This window comes from Pantoea sp. MHSD4, from assembly GCF_021043305.1.
GTDB lineage: Bacteria > Pseudomonadota > Gammaproteobacteria > Enterobacterales > Enterobacteriaceae > Pantoea > Pantoea eucalypti.
In genome coordinates this window covers 93,605-118,568 of record NZ_JAJNDH010000002.1, presented here as the reverse complement: position 1 = coordinate 118,568, position 24,964 = coordinate 93,605, and the positions used below count along the sequence as shown (strand labels likewise).

The window sequence follows — 24,964 nt, the reverse complement described above, 5'->3', positions numbered from 1 at the left end:
GGTTTAATCCTGTAACCGGGCGATCTCTTCGCCAAAATCACGAATATCTTCAAAGCTGCGGTAAACTGAGGCGAAGCGAATATAGGCCACTTTGTCGAGCTTCTTCAGCTCATCCATCACCAGATTGCCAATCAGTTTACTGGGGATCTCACGTTCGCCAGTCGCGCGCAACTGCGTTTTAATATGGTTCACAGCGCTTTCAACCGCATCGGCACTCACCGGACGTTTCTCAAGCGCTTTCATCATCCCGCTGGCCATTTTGTCTTCATTAAAAGGCTCGCGCACATCATTGCTCTTCACCACGCGTGGCATCACCAGTTCCGCCACCTCAAAGGTGGTGAAGCGTTCATGACACACCAGGCACTGGCGGCGGCGACGCACCGAAGAGCCTTCACTAACCAGACGAGAATCAATCACTTTGGTGTCCACAGCGGAGCAGAATGGGCAATGCATGACGTTTCCTGACGCGAGAGTGATGGGTCTGACAGTGTAGCGCGAACTGCGAATCAACAAAATCTCTTCCGTGCCTTTACCGGGCTTCTCATCGCAGGATAAACGCGGCTAAATTTCGTCTGCGGCAAAAGGGACTACGCTTTAAGAGCTGCAAATAAAATTTTCCACTAACACTCTGGAGGTTGTATGGGTCTGTTTAACTTTGTGAAAGAAGCCGGTGAAAAACTCTGGGACGCGGTAAACGGCGGAGATGACCAGAATAAAAAGCTGCAGGATCACATTAACAAGCTCGGCTTGCCTGACAGCGACAAGGTCGACGTCAAGGTCAATGGCGACACCGTGACCGTGACCGGTGATGGCCTGTCCCAGGAGCTGAAAGAAAAGATTCTGGTTGCTGCAGGTAACGTTGCAGGCATCACGAAAGTTGAAGACAAGGTGACCGTGACAGATACCGCGGTCGAGTCAGAGCTGTACACCGTGAAAAAAGGCGATACGCTGAGCGCGATTTCCAAACAGGTTTACGGCAACGCTAACGAATATAACAAGATTTTCGAAGCGAATAAGCCAATGCTCTCGCATCCTGATAAGATCTATCCTGGCCAGGTTTTACGTATTCCAAAATAACGGACAAGGATAACTTATGAGCAGGATGGTTTGGATTCCGGTGGCGCTCTCTCTGGTAACGCTGAACGGCTGCAGCACCACGGCAGGCAATCCGCAGGTCAGAGAGCTGCATCAGGAAGTGAGTCAGCTAAATCAGCAGATGCAGCACCTGACCACGCAGGCCAGTGCACTGGAAGTCCAGGGACAGCTTAACAGTCAGTTGCAACAAGGCGCATGGCTGGTGCCGCAGGCGAAAACGCCAGTGGCGCTGCAAACCCAGCTCGGCACACTGCGACTGACGCTGTCGCCTGTGACCGCTGAAGCCAGCGGCTCGCGGGCAACCCTGACTGTGCGTTCAATGGACGACCGCCCTCTGCCCGCCCTGCATGCGACGGTGATCTGGGGTGAGCTTGACCCGGCGACCGGTAAACCGCTGAACAGCGACAGTCTGAGTCAGACCGTCACGGTGCCTGCCTCGTTGCTGCCCCAGCATTCGACCAGCATCCCGCTGCGGCTCAGTGGCCTGACACCGGAGCAATTGGGTTATGTCCGCGTGCATAACGTAACCGGGGATGCGCCGACTCAGACTTCCCCTGCCGCACCCGCTAACCCATAGCCGCGGTGCAAAAAAAACGGGCAGCCTGTTGGCTGCCCGTTTTTATTTCTGACGCGTGATTAAGGCAGGATAGAAGGCTGATCGGCGCCCTCTTTCTCGACTTTCTGCACCATCATATGTTCACGCTTCATGCCCAGCTTCAGCGCCAGCGCCGAAGAGACATAAATGGATGAAATCGTACCAATCGTCACACCAATCAGCATGGTCAGTGAGAAGCCTTTCAGCAACGCACCACCAAACACGAACAGGATGAGGATCATCGCCAGCGTCGTCAGCGAGGTAATCAGGGTACGGCTTAACGTCTGTGTCAGTGACACGTTCGTAATATCGTAAGAGCTGCCGCGACGGATCTTACGGAAGTTTTCACGAATACGGTCAGAGACCACAATTTTATCGTTAAGCGAGTAGCCAATCACCGACATCAGCGAGGCAACAATTGTCAGGTCGATTTCAATGCGGAACAGCGCCAGCAGGCCGCAGGTGATGATCACGTCATGCGCCAGCGCCAGCACGGTACCCAGCGCCAGACGCCACTCAAAGCGGAAACCGATATAGATCAGAATCGCAATCAGTGCAGACAGCAGCGCCATCGCACCCGCCTGCGCCAGGTCGCTACCCACACTCGGGCCAACGAACTCAATGCGCTTAACGGTCGCGTTTTGCTGCGTAGTCTGGTTAATCACCGACACCACTTTATTGCCTAACTCAGTACCCGCCGGGCCGGTCACCGGTGCCATACGCACCATGACGTCACGGCTGCTGCCAAAGTTCTGCACCAGCGGCTCGTCAAAGCCCGCTTTCACCAGATCACCACGCAGGACTTCAAGGTCGGCCGGTTTTTCCAGCGCGATCTCAATCACCGTACCACCGGTGAAATCGAGGCCCCAGTTAAAACCACGCACACCCACGATCGCAATCGCGGCAAGAATCAGCAGTCCTGAAATGATGAAGGCCAGCTTATCCCAGCGCATAAAGTCGACGACTTTACGCCCGTGGTTTAACTGCTCAATGTTATATTCCTGTGCCACAACGCACTCCTCAGATAGACAGCTTGTTGATGCGTTTGCCACCGTAAACCAGGTTAACAATGGCACGGGTACCGATAATCGCGGTGAACATTGAGGTCGCGATACCAATTGCGGTGGTAATAGCAAAGCCTTTGATCGAACCGGTGCCGACCGCGTAAAGAATGATAACTTTGATCAGGGTGGTCACGTTCGCATCGACAATACTGGAGAAGGCGCCTTTGTAGCCCTCATGAATTGCCTGCTGAACCGAGCGCCCGTTACGCAGCTCTTCTTTAATACGTTCGTTAATCAGTACGTTAGCATCGACTGCTACCGCCAGTGTTAACACGATACCGGCAATACCCGGCATGGTCAGGGTCGCACCAGGCAGCAGGGACATGACGCCGACAATCAGCACCAGGTTAACCAGCAGCGCACTCGTCGCAATCAGACCAAACTTCTTGTAGAACACCACCATAAACAGGATCGAGGCGAGCAGACCCCACAGGCAGGCTTCCAGACCCTGAGTAATGTTTTGCTGACCCATGGTCGGCCCGATCGTACGCTCTTCCACAATCTGGATGGGCGCAATCAACGCACCGGCACGCAGCAGCAGCGACAGCTGACGCGCTTCGTTCGGGTTGTTGATACCGGTGATGCGGAAGCTGTTCCCCAGGCGAGACTGGATATTAGCGACGTTAATCACCTCTTCCTGTTTCACCAGAATTGAACGGCCGTTAGCATCTTTTTTACCGCTGTCCTTATACTCCACAAACAGGGTCGCCATCGGCTTGCCGATGTTGTCCTTGGTGAAGTTGGACATGATGTTACCGCCTGCGCTATCAAGTGAAATGTTCACCTGTGGCTGGTTGTACTCATCCATGCTGGACGTCGAGTCGGTGATGTGGTCACCGGTCAGGATCACCCGCTTGTAGAGCACGACCGGCTGGCCATCACGCATGTCTTTAACTTCTGAGTCACCCGGAACACGGCCACTGGCCGCCGCAGTAGGATCTACGCTGGTGTTCACCAGACGGAATTCCAGCGTCGCGGTTGCGCCCAGAATCTCTTTGGCACGCGCCGTATCCTGAATACCCGGCAGCTCAACCACGATGCGATCGGAGCCCTGACGCTGAACCAGTGGTTCCGCCACGCCAAGCTGGTTTACACGGTTACGCAGAATCGTAATGTTCTGCTGAACCGCATATTCACGCGCTTCGCTGAGACGGGCATCGCTCATGGTGGCACGCAGCGCATCGCTGCCGCTGCTGTTGATCACCAGATCCTGATGACGCGATGAGAGCCAGGAGATCGCCGCATCACGACTGGCAGCGTCACGGAAACGAATTTCCACGCCGTAGTTCGCGATTTTGTTGACGGTGGTATAAGGGATATTTTTGGTGCGCAGATCGCTACGCAGCGTGTCAGCATTCTGCTCCTGCAGCTTGCTGAGCGCGGTGTCCATGTCCACTTCCATCAGGAAGTGCACACCACCACGCAGGTCGAGACCGAGTTTCATCGGCTCTGCTGACAGCATGCTCAGCCAGCGCGGCGTGGCTGGCGCAAGGTTCAGCGCGACAACGTAGTTCTCACCCAGCGCTTTCATGATGGCTTCACGGGCGCGTAACTGCACATCCGTATTGTTGAAGCGCGCGGTAATCGCACCATTTTCCAGCGCAACAGATTTGCTCTGGATATTGTCTTGTTTTAATGCGGACTGAATTTGATCCAACGTCTGCTCACTGGCGGCGCTTCCGCGCGCACCAGTGATTTGAACGGCCGGATCCTCACCATACAGGTTGGGAAGCGCATAGAGCAGGCCGACGAGAATCACGACGACCAGCATCACATACTTCCACAAAGGATAACGATTTAACACGGCAGTTCCCTTAGGGAAGAAAGAATTACAGCGCCTTGATAGTGCCTTTAGGCAGCACGGCAGCGACGAAATCACGTTTAACGACGACTTCATTGGTGTCATTCAGCGCGATAGCGACGTATCCCGTGTCAGAGACTTTCGTTACGCGGCCTACCAGGCCACCGCTGGTCAGCACTTCATCACCCTTAGAGATGGAATCCATCAGCTTCTTGTGCTCTTTCGCACGTTTCTGCTGCGGACGCAGGATCATGAAGTAGAAAATCAGACCAAACACCACCAGCATGATCACCAGAGAATACGGACTTCCCTGAGACGGTGCGCCAGCTGCAGCCACGGCGTCAGAAATGAATAAGCTCATTAAATTTCCCTCATTGATGAATTATCAGACGTTAATGGCGGAACTTCTTTGCCCGTCCGTTGGTAAAACTCAGTTACAAAGTGTTCTAATTTACCCTCTTCAATGGCCTGGCGTAAACCTGCCATCAGACGCTGGTAATAGCGCAAATTGTGGATAGTGTTCAGACGCGCGCCCAGTATTTCGTTACAACGGTCGAGATGATACAAGTAGGCGCGGCTATAATTGCGACAGGTGTAACAATCACACTCCGCATCCAGCGGCGCAGTGTCATCTTTGTATCGGGCGTTGCGGATTTTCACCACACCCTCAGTCACAAACAGGTGACCATTTCGGGCATTACGGGTAGGCATCACGCAGTCAAACATATCGACGCCGCGACGGACGCCTTCAACCAGATCTTCTGGCTTGCCGACACCCATCAGATAACGTGGTTTATCCTGCGGAAGCTGCGGACAGACGTGCTCAAGAATACGGTGCATGTCCTGCTTGGGCTCACCCACCGCCAGGCCGCCCACAGCGTACCCATCAAAGCCAATCTCTACCAGACCTTTCACCGAGACATCTCGTAAATCTTCGTAAACCGAGCCCTGGATAATGCCAAACAACGCATTTTTATTCCCCAGGCTGTCGAAACGATCACGGCTGCGTCGCGCCCAGCGCAGCGACATCTCCATGGAGCGTTTGGCATAGTCCCAGTCCGCCGGATAGGGCGTACATTCATCGAAGATCATGACGATGTCGGAACCGAGGTCATACTGAATCTCCATCGATTTTTCCGGATCGAGGAAGATCGGGTCGCCATTGATCGGGTTACGGAAGTGAACGCCCGCTTCGGTGATTTTGCGGATGTCACCCAGGCTGAAGACCTGGAAGCCGCCGGAGTCGGTCAGAATCGGCCCTTTCCACTGCATAAAATCATGCAGATCGCCATGCAGTTTCATGATCTCCTGGCCCGGACGCAGCCAGAGGTGGAAGGTATTGCCCAGAATGATCTGTGCGCCAGTCTCCTGCACTTCTTCCGGCGTCATGCCTTTCACGGTGCCATAGGTGCCGACAGGCATAAACGCAGGGGTTTCCACCACACCGCGATCAAAAATCAGACGGCCACGGCGTGCGCGCCCGTCTGTAGTATCAAGTTCAAATTTCACAAAGCCCCCATTGGAGAAACAGTCCAATGTATACAACCTTCACGCTATTAAGGCGGTTCCGGCTATCGGTTAATAAATCAGTCGCCCACTTTTTCCAGCGGCGCCTGCGGATTTTTGCTGATAAACATCGCGTCACCATAACTGAAGAAACGATATTGCTCAGCCACGGCTGCGTGATACGCCGCCATGGTGTGCTGATAACCGGCGAATGCCGAGACCAGCATAATCAGCGTCGATTCGGGCAAATGGAAGTTGGTGATCAGCGCATCGATCACCTGATACTCATAGCCCGGATAGATGAAAATCTGGGTATCGTCGAAGAACGGCGCAATCAGAGCATCCTGACTCGCTTTGGCGGCGCTCTCCAGCGAACGGACGGAGGTGGTGCCGACGGCGACCACCTTATTGCCGCGCGCTTTACAGGCCAGCACCGCGTCAACAACTTCCTGCGGCACTTCGGCATATTCTGCGTGCATGTGATGCTCTTCGATGGTCTCGACACGCACCGGCTGGAAAGTCCCCGCCCCAACATGCAGCGTCACAAACGCCATTTCAACGCCCTTCTCTTTCAGCGCCTGAAGCAGCGGTTCATCGAAATGCAGACCGGCGGTCGGGGCCGCGACGGCACCCGGACGGGCGCTGTAAACCGTCTGATAAAGCTCGCGATCCGCCTCTTCATCCGGACGGTCAATATAGGGCGGCAGCGGCATATGGCCGACGCTGTTGAGAATGTCGAGCACCGCGCGCTCATCATCAAAGACAATCTCAAATAGCGCATCGTGGCGTGCCACCATCGTCGCTTTCACGCTCTCATCTTCACCCAGAAGCAGTTCTGCGCCCGGCTTTGGTGCTTTCGAGGCGCGCACATGTGCCAGTACGCGCTTATCGTCGAGCATCCGCTCTACCAGCATTTCGATTTTGCCACCGCTGGCTTTACGGCCAAAGACGCGCGCCGGAATCACGCGGGTGTTGTTGAACACCAGCAGATCGCCTGGATTCAGCTTATCCAGCACGTCGGTGAAAACACCGTGCGACAAGGCCCCGCTGGGGCCATCGAGCGACAGCAGGCGACAGCCACTGCGCTGCGCCTGGGGATAGTGAGCAATCAGGGATTCGGGCAGTTCAAAAGCAAAATCAGCGACACGCATTGAAATGTTCTTTCTCAGGCAAAAACAGGCGGCACAGTTTAGCGGAAAAACGACCAATTCTGAACAACTGGCTGCGCTAAGGCAGTTCAGCCTATAATGCGGCATGAACTTTCTTGCGCATCTCCATCTGGCTAAGCTGGCCAACAGCTCCTTACTCGGCAATTTAATGGCCGACTTTGTGCGTGGCAACCCGCACCAGCACTGGTCTGCACCTGTTGCAGACGGCATTCTGATGCATCGTCGTCTGGATGTGATGACCGATGGGCTGCCGGAAGTGCGCAGCGCCCGTCAGCTGTTCCGTGCGGAAACGTATCGCGTGGCACCCATCACACTGGATGTCATCTGGGACCATTTTTTGGCGCGTCACTGGCAGCGTTTCACACCCGAGCAGACGCTGGTGCAGTTTTCTGCCGCCGCCGAGCGCGAAATCCTGCCGCAACTGCCAGATACCCCCACTGAATTTCAGGAACTCAATGCTGTGATGTGGCGTGAGCGCTGGTTTGAGCATTATGCCCAGCCTGCACGGCTTGAGCGGGTGCTGCACGGCATGGCCAGCCGCCGTCCACGCCTGGCGGCACTGCGCGACTCCTACCATGATTTCACCGAACATTATGATCAGCTGGAAGCGCTGTTTTTTATTTTTTATCCGCGTTTAATGGCGCTGGCGACCAGCAGAACCCTGTAAAACCCGATCCTCTGCTGCCGGGCTGGCGGATGCCAGCTTTCGTCTGAATAAAAAGCCGCTTTCCTGACTTCCCGCCATCTTGCCATTGCTGCTTATCTGCGGCTTAATGAAGCCTTTCTTAACAATAGCTAAGAAAACATTACAGCCAGACCGCCTGCTCAGGCGCACCTTCCGTTCGTTATGGCAAAAAAATCATAAGAGGAAAAGATGTCATCCGCTTCGCATTCTGAAATAGACGCGCGTTATCGTTACGCCTGCGACATTGCCCGTGCTGCGGGCAGCCGGGCTTTGTCATGGTATCAACAGCGTCAGACATTGGTAGTGGAACACAAAAGGGATTTGCAGGATGTGGTCAGCGAGGCTGATCGTAACGTTGAGGCATTAATTAAGTCGTTAATTGCCGAGCGTTTTCCTGAGGATGCCGTCTATGGCGAAGAGAGCGGCGGCGAGGTCCAGGGCGCGCCTTTTATCTGGGTCGTTGATCCGATCGATGGCACCGCCTGCTTCGTCAATGGCCTGCCTAACTGGTGCGTCTCGCTGGCCGTCGTCTGTGAGGGCGAACCGGTGATCGGCGTGGTCTGCGATCCTAACCATCAGGAGCTGTTTCATGCACGAGCGGGCCAGGGCGCGTGGGTTAATGAGAGCCGTCTGCAGGCCCATGACGCGCAGCATCTCAACGAGGGGTTACTCGGCATCAGCAACTCCAGCCGCACACCGGGTGAAAGTACCTCGCGGTTGATTCGCGGCTTAACAGAACAGGGTGGCATGTTTATTCGTATCGGTTCTGGTGCGCTTACCAGCGCCTGGGCGGCCGCCGGGCGGCTGATTGGCTACTATGAAGCGCATATGCATCCCTGGGACAGTCTGCCGGGCATCGTCCTGATGCGTGAAGCAGGCGGTGTCACCAATGATTACCTGCGTAATGACGGAATGAAAAACGGCAACCCGGTGTTGCTGTCCAATGCAGCCCTTTACCCGAAAATAAAAGCGCTGACCGGCAATCTGGCGCTGGAGGAATAAATGACGATGCCTGCCCTGTACCGCTGCGCGCTGATCCTCAGTTCTCTCTGGCTGCTAAGCCCGGCGTCACAGGCGGCGGATTACCAGCTGGAGAAAGTAGTCGAACTGAGCCGTCACGGTGTTCGTCCGCCCACGCCCGGCAATCGCAAAGAGATCGAAGCCGCCAGCCAGCAACCCTGGACGCAGTGGACCACTGCCGATGGTGAGCTGACCGGCCATGGCTACAGCGCTGTGGTGAATAAAGGACGCTGGGAAGGCGATCGCTATCGTCAGCTCGGGCTGCTGAGCACGGGCTGTCCTGACGCGGCTGAGGTCTACGTTCGCGCCAGTCCGCTTCAGCGCACCCGCGCCACCGCCGCGGCGCTGACGGACGGCGCATTTCCCGGCTGCGGCGTGCCCGTGCATCACGTAGCAGGCGATGCCGATCCCCTGTTTCAGAGCGAAAAGCTGACCATCACCCGGACCGATCCCGCTCAGGAGCTCGCCGCGAAACAGCAGAAAGCAGCCGATCTGGCCCGGCTGCAACAGCAGCTGCAGCCGGCGATTCAGCAACTGAAAGCTGCCGTCTGCCCGCCCGCAACAGATTGCCCGTTGTTTGATGCGCCCTGGGCGTTTCGGCAGACGCGCAACGGCAATACTTACGTTTACGGGCTGAGTGTGATGGCGAGCATGGTGGAGACGCTGCGACTGGGTTACAGCGAAAACCTGCCGTTTGATCAGCTCGCCTGGGGACACATCACCTCGGCCGCGCAGATCACCTCGCTGCTTCCATTGCTGACGGCAAACTACGATCTGAGCAACGATATCCTTTATCTGGCTCAGCACCGTGGCTCAATACTGCTTAACGCCCTGCTGTCAGAAATTGCGTCTGACAGCTCGCCAACCCGCTGGCTGATTCTGGTGGCGCATGACACCAACATCGCAATGGTGCGCACTCTGATGGACTTTAGCTGGCAGTTACCCGGCTATTCACGCGGCAACATTCCGCCGGGCAGCAGTCTGGTGCTGGAGCGCTGGCGCGACACTCACAGTGGCAAATGTTTTTTGCGACTCTATTTTCAGGCGCAGAGTCTGGATGGTATCCGACAGCTGCAACCAATTGATGATAAACATCCGTTATTACATCAGGAATGGCATCAGTCAGACTGCAGAGTTACCCATGTCGGCGTGCTCTGCCCTTATCAATCCACGCTGACTCAGCTGCGGAAAAACCTGGATAACAGCGCTGTGATGCCGGTTTCGGTTATATTGCCCTGAGTCTGTGGCTAATGAAATTAAGGCTGCAGTCTCAATGCGGCCTTAATAATGTTAACCACGGTTAATTAACGCCACTCCGACCTATTCTTATTTAAAACGACTGACTATCAGCGCTACCCGTTTTGTTTTACGATAGTTACGTCAATCATCCCTTTATTAACTATTTTCCTGTAATCCTTGAGTATTTCGGCGACTGGTTTCGCCGTTTTTTATTTCTGCCTTTATTACCCTTCGTGCCCGATTAGCTGCACCCTCTCCTGCTCAGGCTCTCTTGCGTCCCTGTCCCCGGTTTGCATCCTCCGTGATATTCACTGCTCTTTGAAATAATCATTCCCGGAACTATTTGCTGAAATAATGTGATGCATGACCTTATTTCGCTGATACACAATAAGTGCCGAATAAAAGGAGTTCGTGTTGTGGCGGGGATCACATAAATAATCAGATGCGGGGAAAATTTGAGAGGGGAAATAGCGTGTTCTGCTCCCCCATAAATCGGGAGAGCAGAACAGAGTATTAGCGGGTTTTACGCACCAGCTTATAACCCAGCAGCAATACCACTATCCACACCATACCCACATAGAGTGAAATACGGGTATCGGGGAAATATCCAATCAGCCCGATGATAAAGCAGAGGAAGGCAACGCCGACACCCGCCGTCCAGCTGCCACCTGGCAGTGCAAACTTCAGCTTACTGGCCGCCTCTTTGCCAATATTGCGACGGAACGCGATCTGCGACAGCAGAATCATGATCCAGACCCATACAGTTGCAAAGGTCGCCAGCGACGCGATCACCAGGAAGACTTTTTCGGGCATCAGGTAGTTGAGATAGACCGCAATCAGCATGGCAAACATCATCACGACAACCGTCACCCACGGAATCCCGCGTGAAGAGACCTTCATAAAGACTTTAGGCGCATGGCCTTGCTGCGCCATTCCGTGCAGCATGCGACCCACACCAAACACATCGCTGTTAATCGCCGAGAGTGACGCGGTCAGCACCACAAAATTGAGGATAGAGGCGGCGGCGGCGATGCCAAGATGCTGGAATGTCAGCACAAACGGGCTGCCCGACGTGCCTACCTGATTCCATGGGTAGATGGACATAATCACAAACAGCGTACCGACATAGAACACCAGAATGCGCCACGGCACTGAGTTAATCGCACGCGGAATCGACTTCTCCGGATCTTTCGCTTCACCCGCCGTAATCCCGATGATCTCAATGCCGCCGTAGGCGAACATCACCATCTGCAGCGACAGCAGCATGCCGACCACGCCGTGCGCGAAGAAGCCGCCATTGGTCCATAAATTATGGATGCCGGTCGGCTGGCCGCCGTTGCCAATCCCCCAGATGATCATGCCGAAACCGGCCAGAATCATCACAATGATGGTGGCGACTTTGAAGAAGGAGAACCAGAACTCCACTTCACCGAACACTTTCACGCTCATCAGATTGACGGCACCGATGATCAGCACCACGCTCAGCACCCAAATCCAGTGCGGCACCTCGGGGAACCAGACGCCCATATAGATGCCGAACGCGGTGACATCTGCAATCGCGACAATCAGGATCTCAAAACAGTAGGTCCAGCCGGTAATGTAACCCGCCATCGGCCCAAGATAGTCCTGCGCATAGCGTGAAAAGGAACTGGCCTGAGGATTATTAACGGACATCTCACCCAGCGCACGCATGATGATGTAAGCCACGGCCCCACCGATGATATAGGCGAGCAGCACGCTCGGGCCGGCCATTTTTATCGCGTCGGCGGAACCGTAAAACAGCCCGGTGCCAATCGCCGATCCCAGCGCCATAAAACGGATGTGGCGCGTGCTCAGTCCGCGTTTGAGCTTGTTGGTTTCTTGCATAACAACCTGTACCTGTGAAATGAAAAAACCACGGGCAGGCCCGTGGTTAAAGAAAAATCAGTGCGTTCTGTTACGAGTGAACGGCAACCTGTTCCGGCCCCTTCACCCGATCAACAACAGCGGCAATCAGCAGCATCACCAGCGACGGCGGCAACCAGGCGAGACCCTGATCGGCCAGCGGCAGATGCTGACTGAAAGCGGGCAGCAAATCTTTAAACCCGGTGGTTTTAATCGCATCAACAATGCCAAACAGCAGGCTTACCAGCATCGCTGGCGCGATAATCCGGCTGCTCTTGTTCCACCAGTTAAGGGTGAAACTCAGTACAACCAGCACGATACAAGGCGGGTAAATCGCCGTGAGTACCGGGATGGAGATCTGAATCAGGTGGCTCAGGCCGAGGTTCGACACCACCATCGAGAACAGACCCAGAATAAACACCAGCGTTTTATACGATAACGGCAGGTATTGCGCAAAAAATTCCGCACAGGCACAGGTCAGGCCAACGGCGGTCACCATGCAGGCAACAAAAATCAGTGCGGCCAGGAAGAGACTGCCCATATTGCCAAAGGTGTGCTGAACATACGCATGCAGAATCGCTGCGCCGTTGGCGTTTTGATCAACCAGCGCACCGCTGCCCGCGCCCAGCTTAAACAGGCAAAGGTAGACCAGCGTCAGGCCCAGACCCGCGATCAGGCCTGCCAGCACGGTATAGCGCGTCAGCAGCGCGGCATTGTCGACGCCACGCGAACGGGCGGCGTTGACAATCACGATGCCAAAAACCAGCGCGCCCAGCGTATCCATCGTCAGATAGCCGTTAACGAAACCGCTTGAGAACGCCGCATGCTGATAATCAACGGTCGCGGGAATGGTGCCACCCGCCGGCCACACCAGTGCAGCCACGCCCAGCACGGTCAGCGCGATAATTTTCAAGGGCGCAAGGAAGTGACCTACAGTGTCGAGCAGTTTGCCCGGATAAAGCGATACACCAATCACCAGCGCGAAGTAGATCAGGCTGTAGATAAACAGGGGCAGCGCACCATCGCCGGTCAGCGGCGCAATACCCATCTCAAATGAAACCGTTGCCGTACGCGGGGTGGCAAACAGCGGCCCAACAGCCAGATAGCACACGGTAGCCAGCACAATGCCCGCAACCTTGCCAATCGGAGTGCTGAGTGCATCCACGCCGCCGCCGACGCGAGCCAGCGCGATCACGGTCATCACCGGTAACCCGACTGCGGTAATCAGAAAACCAATTGCGGCGGTCCAGACGTGTTCACCAGACTGAATACCGACCATTGGCGGGAAAATGATGTTGCCCGCGCCAACAAACAGGGCGAATGTCATAAAGCCCAGCGCGAGAATGTCCTTCGAAGTTAAACGATGTGTCATACGGCCTGTCACTGATGTTGCGGTGGAAGTTGGGTTAGTGTTGTCCCCTCGCTGCGTGTAAACCGCGATCTGGCTGACAATGTCAGCGCATTATGCTCGTCGCAGGGTAAAGCGCAGGTGATTTAAGCTGCTTTTATTCTGTTCACAGAGGGATGGATCGACAACGGCGCTAAGTAAAACGTTTATAGCGGTGAAAGGCAATACGGGATCGGAAAACCAGAAGGTTATACCACCATTTTTCCCAAAGGCAGTAGATAGCGTTAATTTTTGCTGCTGGGACACAAGATGATGTGCCTAAATAATAGACAGAGCGTGAGAAATCCCCGCATAAACGGGGTTTCAGATACACAAAAGGCGCGTTTTACGCGCCTGTCTGCACAACGTTACAGCACTACCAGACCTGATTCGCGATATCCACCACCAAACGAATTTTCTGCCACTGCTGCGCTTCACTCAGGCTGTTGCCCTCTTCAGTTGAGGCAAAACCGCATTGCGGGCTGAGGCAAATCTGATCCAGGCTGACGTACTGCGCCGCCTCTTCCAGCCGGATTTTCACCTGCGCCGGATCTTCCAGTTCACCCACCTTAGTGGTGATTAAACCCAGCACCACCTGCTGATGACCCGGTTTAATGTAACGCAGTGGCTCAAAGCCGCCGGACCGGGCATTGTCATACTCCAGGAAGAACGCATCCACGTTGACGCTGCCGAACAGGATTTCTGCCACCGGCCCGTAGCCCCCCTCTGAGATCCAGGTGGAGCGGAAGTTCCCGCGGCAGACATGCAGACCCACCGTCAGATCGGCAGGCTTATCCTCCAGCGCTTTATTCAGTACCTGAGCGTAAATCTGTGCCAGCTGATCCGGATCGTCGCCGCGTTCGCGGATATCGCGCTTCTGATCTTCAGAGCAGAGATAAGCCCAGACGGTGTCATCCAGCTGCAGATAGCGGCAGCCCGCATCATAAAAGGCTTGAATCGCCGCTTTGTAGGTCTGCGCCAGATCCTCGAAGTAGTCCGCCAGATCGGGATAGACCTCTGCATCAATCACTTTGCGGCCACCGCGGAAGTGTAAAACGCTGGGGCTGGGAATGGTCATTTTTGGCACCGCATCCCCGGCAATACTCTGCAGGAAACGGAAATGCGCCAGCATCGGATGATCCGCCGGGAAACCGAGTTTGCTCACCACTTTCACGCCATGCGCTTTGGTCTGCACGCCATTAAACTGGATGCCCTGTTCCGCTTCATAGCGCTCAACGCCATTCAGGCCATAGAAGAAGTCGAAGTGCCACCAGCCGCGACGAAACTCGCCATCGGTGACCACCTTCAGGCCATTTTCACGTTGCTTCGCTACCACATCGCGAATCGCCTCATCTTCGACCTGCTGCAGGGCCGCCGCATCAATCTCTCCGGCAGCAAACGCTTCGCGCGCCTGCTTAATCGCAGCGGGACGCAGAAAACTGCCAACGGTGTCGGCACGGAACGGGGCGGTTTCTCTTTGCATGATCACTCCTGTCTCTCCTGCCGGTAATAACGACAGGAAATCATTGCTCTCTGAAATAAATAGCCATCTGGATGGCTACATGTCTGAAAACAGAGTGTCATGAGTGGCATGCATCTGCAACTGAAGAAAATTCAGGGATGATGAAAAAAATTCAACCGGGATTAACGCAGGGCGGCGCGCGCCTCTGCCATCTGGCTGTCTGAGAGCGGCAGATAGCCCGCTTCGCTGACCCGCCGCTGTCCTTGTGGTGAAAGAACCTGCTGCAGAAATGCCGCCACCAGCGGCGGCAGTGGTTTACCGGGTGCTTTATTAACATAGAGATAGAGTGGGCGCGCCCAGGGATAACGGCCGCTACGAATAGCATCGGCATCCGGGGCAATCGCCTGGCCCTGATCATTCGTCACCGCCAGCATTTTTACGCCGCTGAGATGAAAGCCAAAACTGGCGTAGCCGATGCTGCGCGAATTACCGGCCACCGCCTGCACCACCGCGGCCGAGCCAGGAAACTCCGCTACGTCGCTGCGGAAATCGCCTTTGCAGAGCACCTGCTGTTTGAAGAAACCCCAGGTGCCGGAGGCGGAATTACGTCCATAGCGCTGAATGGGGCGTTTGTTCCATTGCGCGCCGGTTAAACCGAGATCACCCCAGCGCAGCGGCACACTGTGTGCGCCACACAGACGGGTAACGGAGAAGATGGCGTCGAGCTGACGCGGTTCAATCTGCTGCAGCGGGTTACGCTGATTCACCACCACCACCAGCGCATCCATTGCCACCGGCACCGCCAGCGGCGGATAGCCGTAGCGCGCCTCAAAAGCCTGACGCTCATCGGCCTGCATCGGGCGGCTCATCGGACCGAGCTGTGCGGCACCTGCTGCCAGCGCGGTCGGCGCGGTTGAGGAACCGGAGGCCTGAACCTGCACATTGACGCCCGGCGCCTGCCGACTAAAATCCTCGCCCCACAGGGTCATAAGATAGCCAAGCGTATCTGAGCCGACACTGCTGAGATTGCCGGAGAGCGTGCCGTGCTGGGCCAGCGCCAGGCCCGGTAGCAGCGTAACAATCAATACAAGAAGAATGCGCATCAGGAAGATCCGGCAGCCATTAATGAACGGCATTCTCCTGCATCACGCTGCTGACAATCAACCTCGCGGGCAGCGTAAACGTAAAACAGGTCTCTTTGTGCGGCACGCTGGTGATGTCGAGCCGAGCGTTGTGGTGACTCAGCGCATGTTTCACTATCGCCAGACCCAGCCCGCTGCCACCAGTGGCACGTGAACGCGCTTTATCGACGCGGTAGAAACGCTCGGTCAGACGGGGAATATGTTCTGAAGCAATACCCGGCCCGTTGTCGCAAACCCGGAAGGTGGCGCCCTGTTTGCCGCGCAGCCAGCTGATATCAATCCGCGTGCCATCCGGCGTGTGATTTACCGCGTTATAAACCAGATTGGAGATAGCACTGCGAAGCTGTTCATCGTTGCCGAACACTTTCAGATGGGGATCGGTATGGAAATGAATATCGTGACGACCGCCACTTAGCGTCGCCGCCTCATGCTGCAGCAGCTTCAGCATGACCGGCACATCCACCTTCTCTTTCAGATCGATGGCAGGCGCGGCTTCAATGCGCGACAGCGTCAGCAGCTGTTTGACCAGGCTGTCCATACGACGCGTCTGCTCAGACATCGTGTGCAGCGCTTTGCTGCGCGAAGGCTCGCTCATCACCGAGTCGTTCATCATCTCCAGATAGCCCTGCAGCACCGTGAGCGGCGTACGTAACTCATGGCTGACGTTGGCAAAAAAGTTGCGGCGCGCCCCTTCCAGCTGATGCATCTGCGTCACATCACGCGCCACCAGCAGCCACTGCCCCTCGCTGTAGGGCATAACGCGGAATTCCATGTGAAGTTTGTTGTTCAGCACCAGCGTCAGGGGCTTGTCAAAATCGCGCTGGCGCAGATAGCGTGAGAACTCCGGATAACGCAGCAGATTGAGGATGTTCTGGCCATTATCTTCCGGCCAGCGCAGACCCAGGTGCTGTTGCGCCAGACCGTTACACCAGAAAATAGTGCCCTCTTCCGTGGTCAGGATCACCGCATCCGGCAGCGACTCGGCACCGCTGCGGAAACGTTTGATCAGATTACCGAGTTCACGTCGCCGCCGCCGGTTGCGCAGCTGCATCTGGTAAAGACCATAAAACAGCGGTTCCCAGCTGGCACGCCCGGCGGGTGGCGTCATGGTGCGGTCGAGCCACAGCCAGTGCGACAGCCGCATCAGATTGTGGAAATGCCATAACAGCACCATGACCACGCTCAGCAGCAGCCACCAGGGCAAACCGCCAGACAGCAGGCCCAGCAGCACCGCAGGCAGACAGGCCAGCAGCAGTTCTGTCAGTAATCTCTTCCAGGAGAGGCGTTCCAGCACGGTAAAGGCTCCGTTTAGTAGCGGGCAGAGAAACGATACCCTGTTCCACGGACGGTTTGTACCATGCGGTCGTGGCCGGAGACTTCCAGCGCTTTACGTAAACGGCGGATGTGAACATCAACAGTGCGATCTTCCACATACACATTGGTGCCCCAGACGTGGTTCAGCAGCTGTTCGCGGCTGTACACGCGTTCCGGGTGAGTCATAAAGAAGTGCAGCAGCTTATATTCGGTCGGGCCCATCTCCAGCGGCGTGGTTTCGGACATCACGCGATGTGAAGAAGGATCCAGACTCAGTCCCTGCATCTCAATCACCTCTTCCACCGCCATCGGTGAAATACGGCGCATCACCGCTTTAATTCGCGCCATCAGCTCTTTGGGTGAAAAGGGCTTGGTAATGTAATCATCGGCGCCCACTTCCAGGCCACGCACCCGATCTTCCTCTTCGCCACGCGCGGTGAGCATCATCACCGGGATATCCCGCGTCATCGCCTCGCGTTTCAGATGCTTGATAAACTGAATACCGCTGCCACCAGGTAACATCCAGTCCAGTAAAATCAGATCGGGCCAGGGTTCAATCAGCCTGCCCACGGCACTGTCATAATCTTCCGCCTCAATTGGCTGATAGTCGTTCTGCTCCAGAACAAAACACAACATTTCACGGATGGGGGCTTCATCCTCCACAACCAAAATGCGCTTAGCCATTATTACTCCTGCTGATTATGACGGCTGTCACTGAGATTCGCGGCGCCATTATGCGTCAGATTTGTGACACTTTTATGAAAAACATAACCTGCCTGTAACGCCGTTGGTAATCATTTATGACAGCGCAGCGACAATTTTTCGCTTTGGCCGCAGAGCCAGTATAATCGCCGGGCGAATCACAACGGCAGGGACTCATCATGCGCATCATTCATACTGCGGACTGGCATCTGGGGCAGTTCTTTTACAACAAAAGTCGGGCAGCCGAACATCAGGCGTTTCTCGACTGGCTGTTGATCCAGATTGAACAGCATCAGGTGGATGCGTTGATTATTGCAGGCGATCTGTTTGATACCGGCACGCCGCCCAGCTACGCCCGCGAGATGTTTAACCGCTTTGTGGTGGCGCTGCAGCCCACCGGTTGTCAGCTGATTGTGCTGGCGGGCAACCACGATTCCGTGGCGACGCTGAATGAGTCACGCGAACTGCTCGCCTGTCTCAACACCCGGGTAATCGCCACCCCCCAGGAGCAGGATGATGTGTTGCTGCTGAACACACGCCAGGGCGAACCAGGTACACTGCTCTGTGCCATTCCCTATCTGCGACCGCGCGATATTCTGCGCAGCCGGGCGGGTCAGTCAGGGCGCGATAAACAGACCTCGCTGCTGGAGGCGATTGCCCATCACTATCAGCAGCGCTTTGCCGCCGCCCAGGCGCTGGGCCATGCATTGCCGATTATCGCTACCGGACATCTCACCACCGTCGGGGTCAGCCAGAGCGATTCGGTGCGTGACATCTACATCGGTACGCTTGATGCCTTCCCCGCCAGTGCCTTTCCGGCCGCTGACTACATTGCACTGGGCCATATTCATCGCGCCCAGCGCGTGGCGGGCAGCGAGCATATCCGCTATAGCGGCTCGCCCATTCCGCTGAGTTTTGATGAGCTGGGCAGCGAAAAAAGCGTCTTTCTGCTGGAGCTTGCGGCAAGCGGCCTGCAATCCGTTACGCCGCTGGTGGTGCCGCAGGCGCAGCCGATGCAGGTGCTGAAAGGATCGCTGGCACAGATTGCGGAACAGTTACACGCCTTCAGCACGGCTGAGCAGGAGAAGCCAACCTGGCTCGACATCGAAGTCACCACGCAGGAGTACCTCAGCGATCTGCAGCATCAGGTCGAAACCCTGACCGCCACGCTGCCGGTTGAAGTCCTGCTGCTGCGCCGCAGCCGCGAGCAGCGGCAGCAGAGCCTGGCGCGGCTCGACAACGAAACCCTGAGTGAACTGAAAGTGGAAGAGGTCTTTGCCCGCCGGCTCGCGCTGGATGAGAAGCTGCAACCTGCGCAAATCGACGAGATGACCACCCTGTTCCGCCAGACGCTGGCCGCCATGGAAGAGACCCAATGAAGATCCTCACGCTACGGTTTAAAAACCTCAATGCTCTGCGCGATGAATGGTTCATCGACTTCCGCGCCGAGCCTTTTGCCAGCAATGGTCTGTTTGCCATAACCGGCGCGACCGGCGCGGGTAAAACCACCCTGCTGGACGCCATTTGTCTGGCGCTCTATCACCAGACGCCGCGCCTGGGCGCGATTTCCCAGAGCCAGAATGCGCTGATGACGCGCGACTGTGCCGAATGTCTGGCTGAAGTAGAGTTTGAGATCAAAGGCGAAGCCTGGCGCGCCTTCTGGAGCCAGAACCGTGCGCGTGGCACCGCCGACGGTAAGCTGCAGGCCCCGCGCGTTGAGCTGGCGCGCTGCGCCGACAACACCATTGTTGCCGATAAAGTCGGTGACAAGCTGAAGATGATCGAAACCCTCTCCGGGCTTGATTTCGAACGTTTTACCCGCTCAATGATGCTGTCGCAGGGCCAGTTTGCCGCCTTCCTCAACGCTAAAGCCAGTGAGCGTGCCGAACTGCTGGAGGAGCTGACCGGCACCGAAATTTACGGCCTGATCTCCGCCGCTATCTACGAGCGTCACAAAGAGGCGAAAACGCAGCTGGATATGTTGCGCAGTCAGGCGGGTGCGATGGCACTGCTGGATAGTGACGCGCGTGACGCCCTGCAACAGCAGCTCACCGATCTGACCGACGCGGAACAGCGGCTCAGCGCGCACTATCAACAGGCGCAGCAGCAGCAGCAGTGGCAGCAGCAGGCGCAGCAGTTACAGCAGGAGAGTGAGCAGGCTGATGCCGCGTTGCAGCAGGCCCAGTCCGCCTCCCAGGCGGCAGAGACGGACCGCCAGCGGCTGGCTCGCAGCGAACCGGCTGAAAAGCTGCGGATAAAACTGCAGCAGCGCGATGCATTACGCACCGAACAGCAGCAGGTCGTGAGCCACTGCCAGCAACTGACCGCATCGGCGCAGCAGGCGCAGAACCAACAGCAGCAGCATCAGCAAAATTACGCAGCTGCTCAGACGGCCCGCCAGCAGGCGCTTCAGGAACAGCAGCAGCAGGAGAACCTGCTGACGGAACAGGTATTACCGCTGGATCAGCGAATCATGACGCTGCAGCAGCACTTTGCAGAGCAACAGCAGGAAAATGCCCGCCAGCAACAGCAGGCTGACCAGACGCAGACCAGACTGGCGGAGCAGAAGCGTCAGGTCACGTCAGTGCAGCAGGCGATGACTGAACAGCATCAGTTACGTGAGCAGCTTGCCGATCTGGCGCATTGGGGCGCTTCACTGCCGGTATGGCAGGAGAACTTTGCCCTGCTGGCACAGCGTGAGGCGACGCTGGCCGAACTGCAGCAGCAGTGCGAACAGCAACAAAAACAGATCGACGCGCAGCAGGCGAAACAGCAACAGCAGGCACAGCAGGCCCTGCCGCGCCAGCAGGCGGAGCAACAGGCGCACCAGGCGTTGTTGCAGGCGGAGCAGGCACTCACTTCGCTTCATGAACAGCATCCGCCCGCTGCACTGCGGCAGGCATTAAGCCAGTTGCAGACCAGCCGTCCGGCCCGTCAGCAACTGTTGCTGCTCTCCACGCAGTGGCAGCCACTGCATCAGCAGCTGAATCAGCGCCAGCAGCGGCTGACCGCGCTTGAAAAAGCGCAACAGCAGAGCGAAGCGGAACTTCAGACTCTGCGTGAAACGTGGAAACGCGAAAAGCAGCAGTTGGATGACGTTGAAAAAATTTGTGCGCTGGAGCAGCAGATTATCGATCTCAGCGATTACCGCGCCCGGCTCACCCCCGATCAGCCGTGCCCGCTGTGCGGCTCCTGCACCCATCCGGCCATTGAAACCTACAGCACGCTGGAAGTGAGTGCTAACCAGCAGCGCCGGGCTGCGCTGCTGCAGCAAACTGAGACATTGCGTGAAGCAGGAACGGCAAAAAGCGAACAGCTAAAGCAATCTGCCGTTCAGCAGCAGACCCTGCGTGACGAAATCGCGGAAATGCAGCGTCAGCTTGACCAGCTTGAGCAGCAATGGCAGGCACTAAGCGGTGAGCTGGCACTTACCTTCACCCTTGCCGACCGCGAAGCGTTAGCCGCGTGGCAGCAGCAGCAAAGCGAACACGAAAGCCAGCTTGAGCAACAGCGGCAGGCACAGGAAGCCGCCGAACAGGCACGTCAGGCCGCGAAAGATCACCATCTTCAGCAGTTGCAGGCCTGGCAGCAACATCTGCAGGCAGAGCAACTGGCGCAGCAGTCGCTGATCAGCCTGCAGCAGGCGCTGGATGCGCTGCACCAGCGGAAGCAGCAGGAACAGCAGGCCATGGCGCAGTTGCAATCCCGTTTAGCCCAACAGTTCAGCGCCCACAACCTTGCCCTTCCCGATGCCGCGAATCGCGACACGTGGCTGGCGGAACAGCAGAGGCGCTGGCAGCGCTGGCAGGAGAGTGAGCAGTTGCTCGCTAACCTGCAGCCGCAACTGTTAAAAGGCGAAACCCAGCTCACCGCCCTGCAACAGCAGGCAGAGCAGGAACAGCAGCAACTGGCCATCCGTCAACAGCAACAACAGCAGAGCCAGAGACAGTTAGGTGAAATGCGTCAGCAGCGTCAGGCGCTGTTTGGCGATCGCGAGGTCACCCTCGCCCGTCAGCAGATGCAGGCCCGTATTCAGCAGTCTGATGAACAGCTGACGCAGCAGCTCGCTGCCCTGCAGCAGGCGCAGGCTGAGGTCAGTCGACTGCAGGGTGAGCTGTCGGGACTGGAAAATCAGCGTCAGACGCTCAGCGGCAAACTGGCTGAAGCGGAAAGTGCATTGCAGCAGTCACTGGAGAGCGCCGGATTCGCGGATGAAGCCAGCCTGCGCGCGGCGCTATTGGATGAGCAGACCGCGCTGCAACTGCGTCAGCAGCTGCAGCAGCTCGACCAGCAATGCCAGCAGCAGCAGGCGCGACTGGCAGATCTGCGTCAGCGGCTCAGTGTCCATCAGCAGGCGAAGCCTGACGCGATGCCGGAATCCGCCGAAGCGCTGGCACAGCAGCTTGAGCAGTTACGGCTGGCCCTGCGCGACAACGCCAGCCTGCAGGGCAAGGTTCAGCAGCAGCTGCACAGCGATGCCAGCCTTCGCGCCCGTCAGCAGAGCCTGATGACGCAGATTGAACAGGATGGTGTGGTGCTGGCGCAGTGGAGCCGGCTCAACGATCTGATCGGTTCCGCGACCGGCGACAAGTTCCGGCGCTTCGCCCAGGGGTTAACGCTGGATCATCTGGTAGCGCTCGCTAACAGGCAGCTTGATCGGCTGCATGGCCGCTATCTGCTGCAACGCCGGGCGCAGGATCTGCTGGAGCTGGATGTCGTCGATACCTGGCAGGCCGACGCGGCGCGCGATACCCGCACGTTGTCAGGTGGCGAGAGTTTCCTGGTCAGTCTGGCGCTGGCGCTGGCGTTATCGGATCTGGTCAGCCACAAAACGCGTATCGAATCGCTGTTTCTGGATGAGGGATTCGGCACGCTGGATGCTCAGACGCTGGATACCGCGCTGGATGCGCTGGACGCGCTTAACGCCAGCGGTAAAACCATTGGGGTGATCAGCCACGTGGAAGCGATGAAAGAGCGTATTCCGGTGCAGATTAAAGTCCGTAAGATGAATGGGTTAGGCTACAGCCAGCTGGAACTGCCGCAGGGATAACGGGCGCCAGCGCGCCCGTCTGAGTCTGATCAGCGGGCGCTAACCAGCGTGTAGCGTGGGCCGGTAAGTAACCCGCCCTGCTCGTTCTGGGACAGCAGTCGATTGCTGGTCAGTCCGGCCACGGTGTGCGCTTTATCAGTGACGTTGCTGGCAATCTGTTTGATCGCCGCGTTCACCAGCATCCCCACCAGTCCGCCATTGTTATTGTTGTTATCTTCACTGTCGCTGGCAGTGGCCTTACCCTGCCAGATCTCTTTGCCGCTGCGCAAATCCACCAGCCGTGCCTGGGCCGTCACGGTCGTCACGCTGTCAATGACCCGATAGCTGCTGCCATATTCGCTGATCGAGACATAGAGCGCGCTGTCGGCATGGAAAATCTCATTCAGACGCTTCGCGCTGACCGCCTGGGCGTCAGTGGCGCTGGTCACGCCATTCTGCTGAAAGGTCTCTTCAACAACCGCCACCGGGAAGACGTAGTAACCGGCTTCGGCCAGCGGACGCGTCACCAGCGAGTTCAGGCTGTGAGCAGCGTTGATATCCGGTGATTTATTATCCGCAGGCAACACCAGAATTGAGGCGGGCTTGCTGGCACGAAACGCGCTGTAATCATAAGGTTTTTTCGGGTGCGCACAGCCGGTCAGCAACAACACCATCAGCGCGCCGCTCAGGGCAATCAGTTTTTTCACTGAACCACTCCTTGTTTTTTACTCATCAGAAAATCCATGTAAGGTGCCGATTCGGGAAACAGCTGCTTCTCGATGGCAAACTGCTCAAAGGCTTTATTGGTGTCGCCGGTTTTGGCAAAGAGCAGACCCAGCTGGGCATGCAGGCCAGGCGCAACCGGCTGGTTAACAGCACGGGCTTTTTCGATATCCAGATTCAGCGCATCAATCTGCTTCAGCGGATCGCTGCCCGGCTGATAGTAGCTGTAGACCTGCTGCTGATAATCGCCCCAGTAGTAGATCGTCTTCGGTGCTTTTGGCGCACAGCCGGCCAGCAGCGCTGCGGCAATCAGCAGGCTGCTCAATGTCATCATCTTCATTTACTGCTTCCTTATTTAGCCGGACGCCATGCGCCGTTGTTGATTCCATCCACTAAATGATCGACCGCTTCACGAATCGCCAGATCCATAACTTTGCCGTTCAGCGTTGAGTCATAGCTGCTGGTGCCGCCAAAGCCGATGACTTCACGCGCCGAAAGCTGGTACTCGCCTGCGCCCTGGGAGCTGTAGACCACTTCAGAAGTGGTGACATCCACCACGTTCAGATTCACTTTGGCATAGGCGACCTGCGTTTTGCCGCGGCCCAGAATGCCCCACAGCTGCTGATCGCCCACCTCTTTGCGGCCAAATTCGGTGATATCACCGGTGATGATGTAGTTCGCACCTTTGATATTCTGCTGGCTGCGTTTGAAATCCGACTCCTGCTGCAGCTCTTTCAGGTTGCTGCGATCCAGCACGCTGAAACGGTTGGTCTGCTGCAGATGGGTAATCAGAATGGTTTTCGACTGATTGCCCAGCCTGTCGACGCCATCAGAGAAGATGCCGTTCATGTACGAGGAGCGATTATCAAACTGGCCTACCGCAATCGGGCTGCGCACGCCCTGGTAAACCGGCTGACTGGCTGCGCGAACCTGCGGGGCCTGAATAGCGCGGGAAGATTCGGTGGCACAGCCGCTGATCAGCGACGCCATTAACAGGGAGAGTGCCGCAAAGGCATAATTTTTCTGCATTTCTAATCCATGAAGTAAAAGAGACGTAATCCGCGCCAGGGCGGTAAATTCTGGTTCTGTCGACAGTCGGAGTAATGCCATAGCATTCATGATGCCGGTCTGTAGACTGTCGGCAGCA

General features: G+C 56.5%; 22 protein-coding genes. 7 read left to right on the top strand and 15 right to left on the bottom strand.

The annotated features are described in order from the left end of the window. Nucleotides 1-3 precede the first annotated feature (3 nt). Nucleotides 4-453, bottom strand: a complete 450-nt coding sequence (nrdR, locus tag LQK91_RS07335; RefSeq protein ID WP_003852514.1) for a transcriptional regulator NrdR — start codon at nucleotides 451-453, stop codon at nucleotides 4-6. Between the two features lie 186 nt (nucleotides 454-639). On the opposite strand from nrdR, the gene lysM reads away from it, so the two are divergent. Both lysM and LQK91_RS07325 read left to right on the top strand, forming a co-directional pair. Further along, complete coding sequence (lysM, locus tag LQK91_RS07330) at nucleotides 640-1,077, top strand: peptidoglycan-binding protein LysM (RefSeq protein ID WP_105099438.1); 438 nt, start codon at nucleotides 640-642, stop codon at nucleotides 1,075-1,077. A gap of 16 nt (nucleotides 1,078-1,093) precedes the next feature. Continuing rightward, complete coding sequence (locus tag LQK91_RS07325; RefSeq protein WP_105099439.1) at nucleotides 1,094-1,672, top strand: DUF3251 domain-containing protein; 579 nt, start codon at nucleotides 1,094-1,096, stop codon at nucleotides 1,670-1,672. Between the two features lie 59 nt (nucleotides 1,673-1,731). On the opposite strand, the gene secF is transcribed toward LQK91_RS07325, so the two are convergent. From secF to queA, 5 genes are all read right to left on the bottom strand, one after another. Next, nucleotides 1,732-2,700, bottom strand: coding sequence for a protein translocase subunit SecF (gene secF, locus LQK91_RS07320; protein WP_003852511.1), 969 nt, complete (start codon nucleotides 2,698-2,700; stop codon nucleotides 1,732-1,734). Between the two features lie 10 nt (nucleotides 2,701-2,710). Beyond that, on the bottom strand, nucleotides 2,711-4,558 hold the full coding sequence (gene secD, locus LQK91_RS07315) for a protein translocase subunit SecD (RefSeq protein WP_071778534.1): 1,848 nt from the start codon (nucleotides 4,556-4,558) through the stop codon (nucleotides 2,711-2,713). Between the two features lie 25 nt (nucleotides 4,559-4,583). Further along, the gene (gene yajC / locus LQK91_RS07310; RefSeq protein ID WP_003852509.1) at nucleotides 4,584-4,916 is read right to left on the bottom strand and encodes a preprotein translocase subunit YajC; all 333 of its coding nucleotides are present in this window, start codon (nucleotides 4,914-4,916) and stop codon (nucleotides 4,584-4,586) included. Beyond that, on the bottom strand, nucleotides 4,916-6,064 hold the full coding sequence (tgt, locus tag LQK91_RS07305; RefSeq protein ID WP_003852508.1) for a tRNA guanosine(34) transglycosylase Tgt: 1,149 nt from the start codon (nucleotides 6,062-6,064) through the stop codon (nucleotides 4,916-4,918). The genes yajC and tgt overlap by 1 nt, the downstream gene beginning before the upstream one ends. A gap of 77 nt (nucleotides 6,065-6,141) precedes the next feature. Beyond that, nucleotides 6,142-7,212 carry a tRNA preQ1(34) S-adenosylmethionine ribosyltransferase-isomerase QueA gene (gene queA, locus LQK91_RS07300; RefSeq protein ID WP_003852507.1) on the bottom strand — a complete coding sequence of 357 codons (1,071 nt, stop codon included), beginning with the start codon at nucleotides 7,210-7,212 and terminating at the stop codon, nucleotides 6,142-6,144. A gap of 103 nt (nucleotides 7,213-7,315) precedes the next feature. On the opposite strand from queA, the gene LQK91_RS07295 reads away from it, so the two are divergent. The 3 genes from LQK91_RS07295 to LQK91_RS07285 all read left to right on the top strand — a co-directional run bounded on the left by LQK91_RS07295 (nucleotide 7,316) and on the right by LQK91_RS07285 (nucleotide 10,174). Further along, complete coding sequence (locus tag LQK91_RS07295; protein WP_105099440.1) at nucleotides 7,316-7,897, top strand: ACP phosphodiesterase; 582 nt, start codon at nucleotides 7,316-7,318, stop codon at nucleotides 7,895-7,897. 207 nt (nucleotides 7,898-8,104) lie between these two features. Beyond that, nucleotides 8,105-8,917 carry an inositol monophosphatase family protein gene (locus LQK91_RS07290; protein ID WP_003852505.1) on the top strand — a complete coding sequence of 271 codons (813 nt, stop codon included), beginning with the start codon at nucleotides 8,105-8,107 and terminating at the stop codon, nucleotides 8,915-8,917. Further along, a complete protein-coding gene (locus LQK91_RS07285) occupies nucleotides 8,918-10,174 on the top strand; it encodes a histidine-type phosphatase (protein ID WP_105099441.1) in 1,257 nt (418 codons plus the stop codon). 513 nt (nucleotides 10,175-10,687) lie between these two features. On the opposite strand, the gene proY is transcribed toward LQK91_RS07285, so the two are convergent. The 6 genes from proY to phoB all read right to left on the bottom strand — a co-directional run bounded on the left by proY (nucleotide 10,688) and on the right by phoB (nucleotide 18,047). Next, complete coding sequence (proY, locus tag LQK91_RS07280; RefSeq protein ID WP_105099442.1) at nucleotides 10,688-12,040, bottom strand: proline-specific permease ProY; 1,353 nt, start codon at nucleotides 12,038-12,040, stop codon at nucleotides 10,688-10,690. Between the two features lie 70 nt (nucleotides 12,041-12,110). Further along, the gene (brnQ, locus tag LQK91_RS07275) at nucleotides 12,111-13,430 is read right to left on the bottom strand and encodes a branched-chain amino acid transporter carrier protein BrnQ (protein ID WP_008924876.1); all 1,320 of its coding nucleotides are present in this window, start codon (nucleotides 13,428-13,430) and stop codon (nucleotides 12,111-12,113) included. 391 nt (nucleotides 13,431-13,821) lie between these two features. After that, nucleotides 13,822-14,928 (bottom strand): cobalamin-independent methionine synthase II family protein, encoded by a 1,107-nt coding sequence (locus LQK91_RS07270; protein WP_078804150.1) that lies wholly within the window; start codon nucleotides 14,926-14,928, stop codon nucleotides 13,822-13,824. Nucleotides 14,929-15,089: 161 nt separating this feature from the next. Further along, nucleotides 15,090-16,010: a PstS family phosphate ABC transporter substrate-binding protein gene (locus LQK91_RS07265; RefSeq protein ID WP_008924874.1), complete on the bottom strand. Its 921-nt coding sequence runs from the start codon at nucleotides 16,008-16,010 to the stop codon at nucleotides 15,090-15,092. A gap of 19 nt (nucleotides 16,011-16,029) precedes the next feature. Then, nucleotides 16,030-17,343, bottom strand: a complete 1,314-nt coding sequence (gene phoR / locus LQK91_RS07260) for a phosphate regulon sensor histidine kinase PhoR (protein WP_008924873.1) — start codon at nucleotides 17,341-17,343, stop codon at nucleotides 16,030-16,032. Between the two features lie 14 nt (nucleotides 17,344-17,357). Further along, complete coding sequence (gene phoB, locus LQK91_RS07255) at nucleotides 17,358-18,047, bottom strand: phosphate response regulator transcription factor PhoB (RefSeq protein ID WP_008924872.1); 690 nt, start codon at nucleotides 18,045-18,047, stop codon at nucleotides 17,358-17,360. A 197-nt stretch (nucleotides 18,048-18,244) separates the two neighbouring features. Here phoB and sbcD point away from each other — a divergent pair, with 197 nt between their 5' ends. Further along, nucleotides 18,245-19,444, top strand: coding sequence for an exonuclease subunit SbcD (sbcD, locus tag LQK91_RS07250; RefSeq protein WP_008924871.1), 1,200 nt, complete (start codon nucleotides 18,245-18,247; stop codon nucleotides 19,442-19,444). After that, complete coding sequence (locus tag LQK91_RS07245) at nucleotides 19,441-23,115, top strand: AAA family ATPase (RefSeq protein ID WP_105099443.1); 3,675 nt, start codon at nucleotides 19,441-19,443, stop codon at nucleotides 23,113-23,115. The genes sbcD and LQK91_RS07245 overlap by 4 nt, the downstream gene beginning before the upstream one ends. 29 nt (nucleotides 23,116-23,144) lie before the next feature. Here the strand turns inward: LQK91_RS07245 and LQK91_RS07240 are convergent, their stop codons facing one another. From LQK91_RS07240 to LQK91_RS07230, 3 genes are read right to left on the bottom strand one after another with little or no spacing between them, the layout of a single operon-like run. Further along, complete coding sequence (locus LQK91_RS07240; protein ID WP_003852482.1) at nucleotides 23,145-23,801, bottom strand: DUF799 domain-containing protein; 657 nt, start codon at nucleotides 23,799-23,801, stop codon at nucleotides 23,145-23,147. After that, nucleotides 23,798-24,157 carry a DUF4810 domain-containing protein gene (locus LQK91_RS07235; RefSeq protein ID WP_008924868.1) on the bottom strand — a complete coding sequence of 120 codons (360 nt, stop codon included), beginning with the start codon at nucleotides 24,155-24,157 and terminating at the stop codon, nucleotides 23,798-23,800. Before LQK91_RS07235 ends, LQK91_RS07240 begins: the two co-directional genes overlap by 4 nt. 11 nt (nucleotides 24,158-24,168) lie before the next feature. Continuing rightward, a complete protein-coding gene (locus tag LQK91_RS07230) occupies nucleotides 24,169-24,846 on the bottom strand; it encodes a CsgG/HfaB family protein (protein ID WP_008924867.1) in 678 nt (225 codons plus the stop codon). Nucleotides 24,847-24,964: the final 118 nt, after the last annotated feature.

Excerpts from the sequence above, each read along its gene's own strand:
- queA (WP_003852507.1), bottom strand. The coding sequence starts at position 7,212 with ATGCGTGTCGCTGATTTTGCTTTTGAACTGCCCGAATCCCTGATTGCT.
- sbcD (WP_008924871.1), top strand. The coding sequence starts at position 18,245 with ATGCGCATCATTCATACTGCGGACTGGCATCTGGGGCAGTTCTTTTAC.
- nrdR (WP_003852514.1), bottom strand. The coding sequence starts at position 453 with ATGCATTGCCCATTCTGCTCCGCTGTGGACACCAAAGTGATTGATTCT.
- proY (WP_105099442.1), bottom strand. The coding sequence starts at position 12,040 with ATGCAAGAAACCAACAAGCTCAAACGCGGACTGAGCACGCGCCACATC.
- LQK91_RS07270 (WP_078804150.1), bottom strand. The coding sequence starts at position 14,928 with ATGCAAAGAGAAACCGCCCCGTTCCGTGCCGACACCGTTGGCAGTTTT.
- LQK91_RS07295 (WP_105099440.1), top strand. The coding sequence starts at position 7,316 with ATGAACTTTCTTGCGCATCTCCATCTGGCTAAGCTGGCCAACAGCTCC.
- LQK91_RS07325 (WP_105099439.1), top strand. The coding sequence starts at position 1,094 with ATGAGCAGGATGGTTTGGATTCCGGTGGCGCTCTCTCTGGTAACGCTG.
- lysM (WP_105099438.1), top strand. The coding sequence starts at position 640 with ATGGGTCTGTTTAACTTTGTGAAAGAAGCCGGTGAAAAACTCTGGGAC.
- LQK91_RS07230 (WP_008924867.1), bottom strand. The coding sequence starts at position 24,846 with ATGCAGAAAAATTATGCCTTTGCGGCACTCTCCCTGTTAATGGCGTCG.
- brnQ (WP_008924876.1), bottom strand. The coding sequence starts at position 13,430 with ATGACACATCGTTTAACTTCGAAGGACATTCTCGCGCTGGGCTTTATG.
- LQK91_RS07265 (WP_008924874.1), bottom strand. The coding sequence starts at position 16,010 with ATGCGCATTCTTCTTGTATTGATTGTTACGCTGCTACCGGGCCTGGCG.
- phoB (WP_008924872.1), bottom strand. The coding sequence starts at position 18,047 with ATGGCTAAGCGCATTTTGGTTGTGGAGGATGAAGCCCCCATCCGTGAA.
- LQK91_RS07290 (WP_003852505.1), top strand. The coding sequence starts at position 8,105 with ATGTCATCCGCTTCGCATTCTGAAATAGACGCGCGTTATCGTTACGCC.
- LQK91_RS07235 (WP_008924868.1), bottom strand. The coding sequence starts at position 24,157 with ATGAAGATGATGACATTGAGCAGCCTGCTGATTGCCGCAGCGCTGCTG.
- LQK91_RS07285 (WP_105099441.1), top strand. The coding sequence starts at position 8,918 with ATGACGATGCCTGCCCTGTACCGCTGCGCGCTGATCCTCAGTTCTCTC.
- yajC (WP_003852509.1), bottom strand. The coding sequence starts at position 4,916 with ATGAGCTTATTCATTTCTGACGCCGTGGCTGCAGCTGGCGCACCGTCT.
- LQK91_RS07245 (WP_105099443.1), top strand. The coding sequence starts at position 19,441 with ATGAAGATCCTCACGCTACGGTTTAAAAACCTCAATGCTCTGCGCGAT.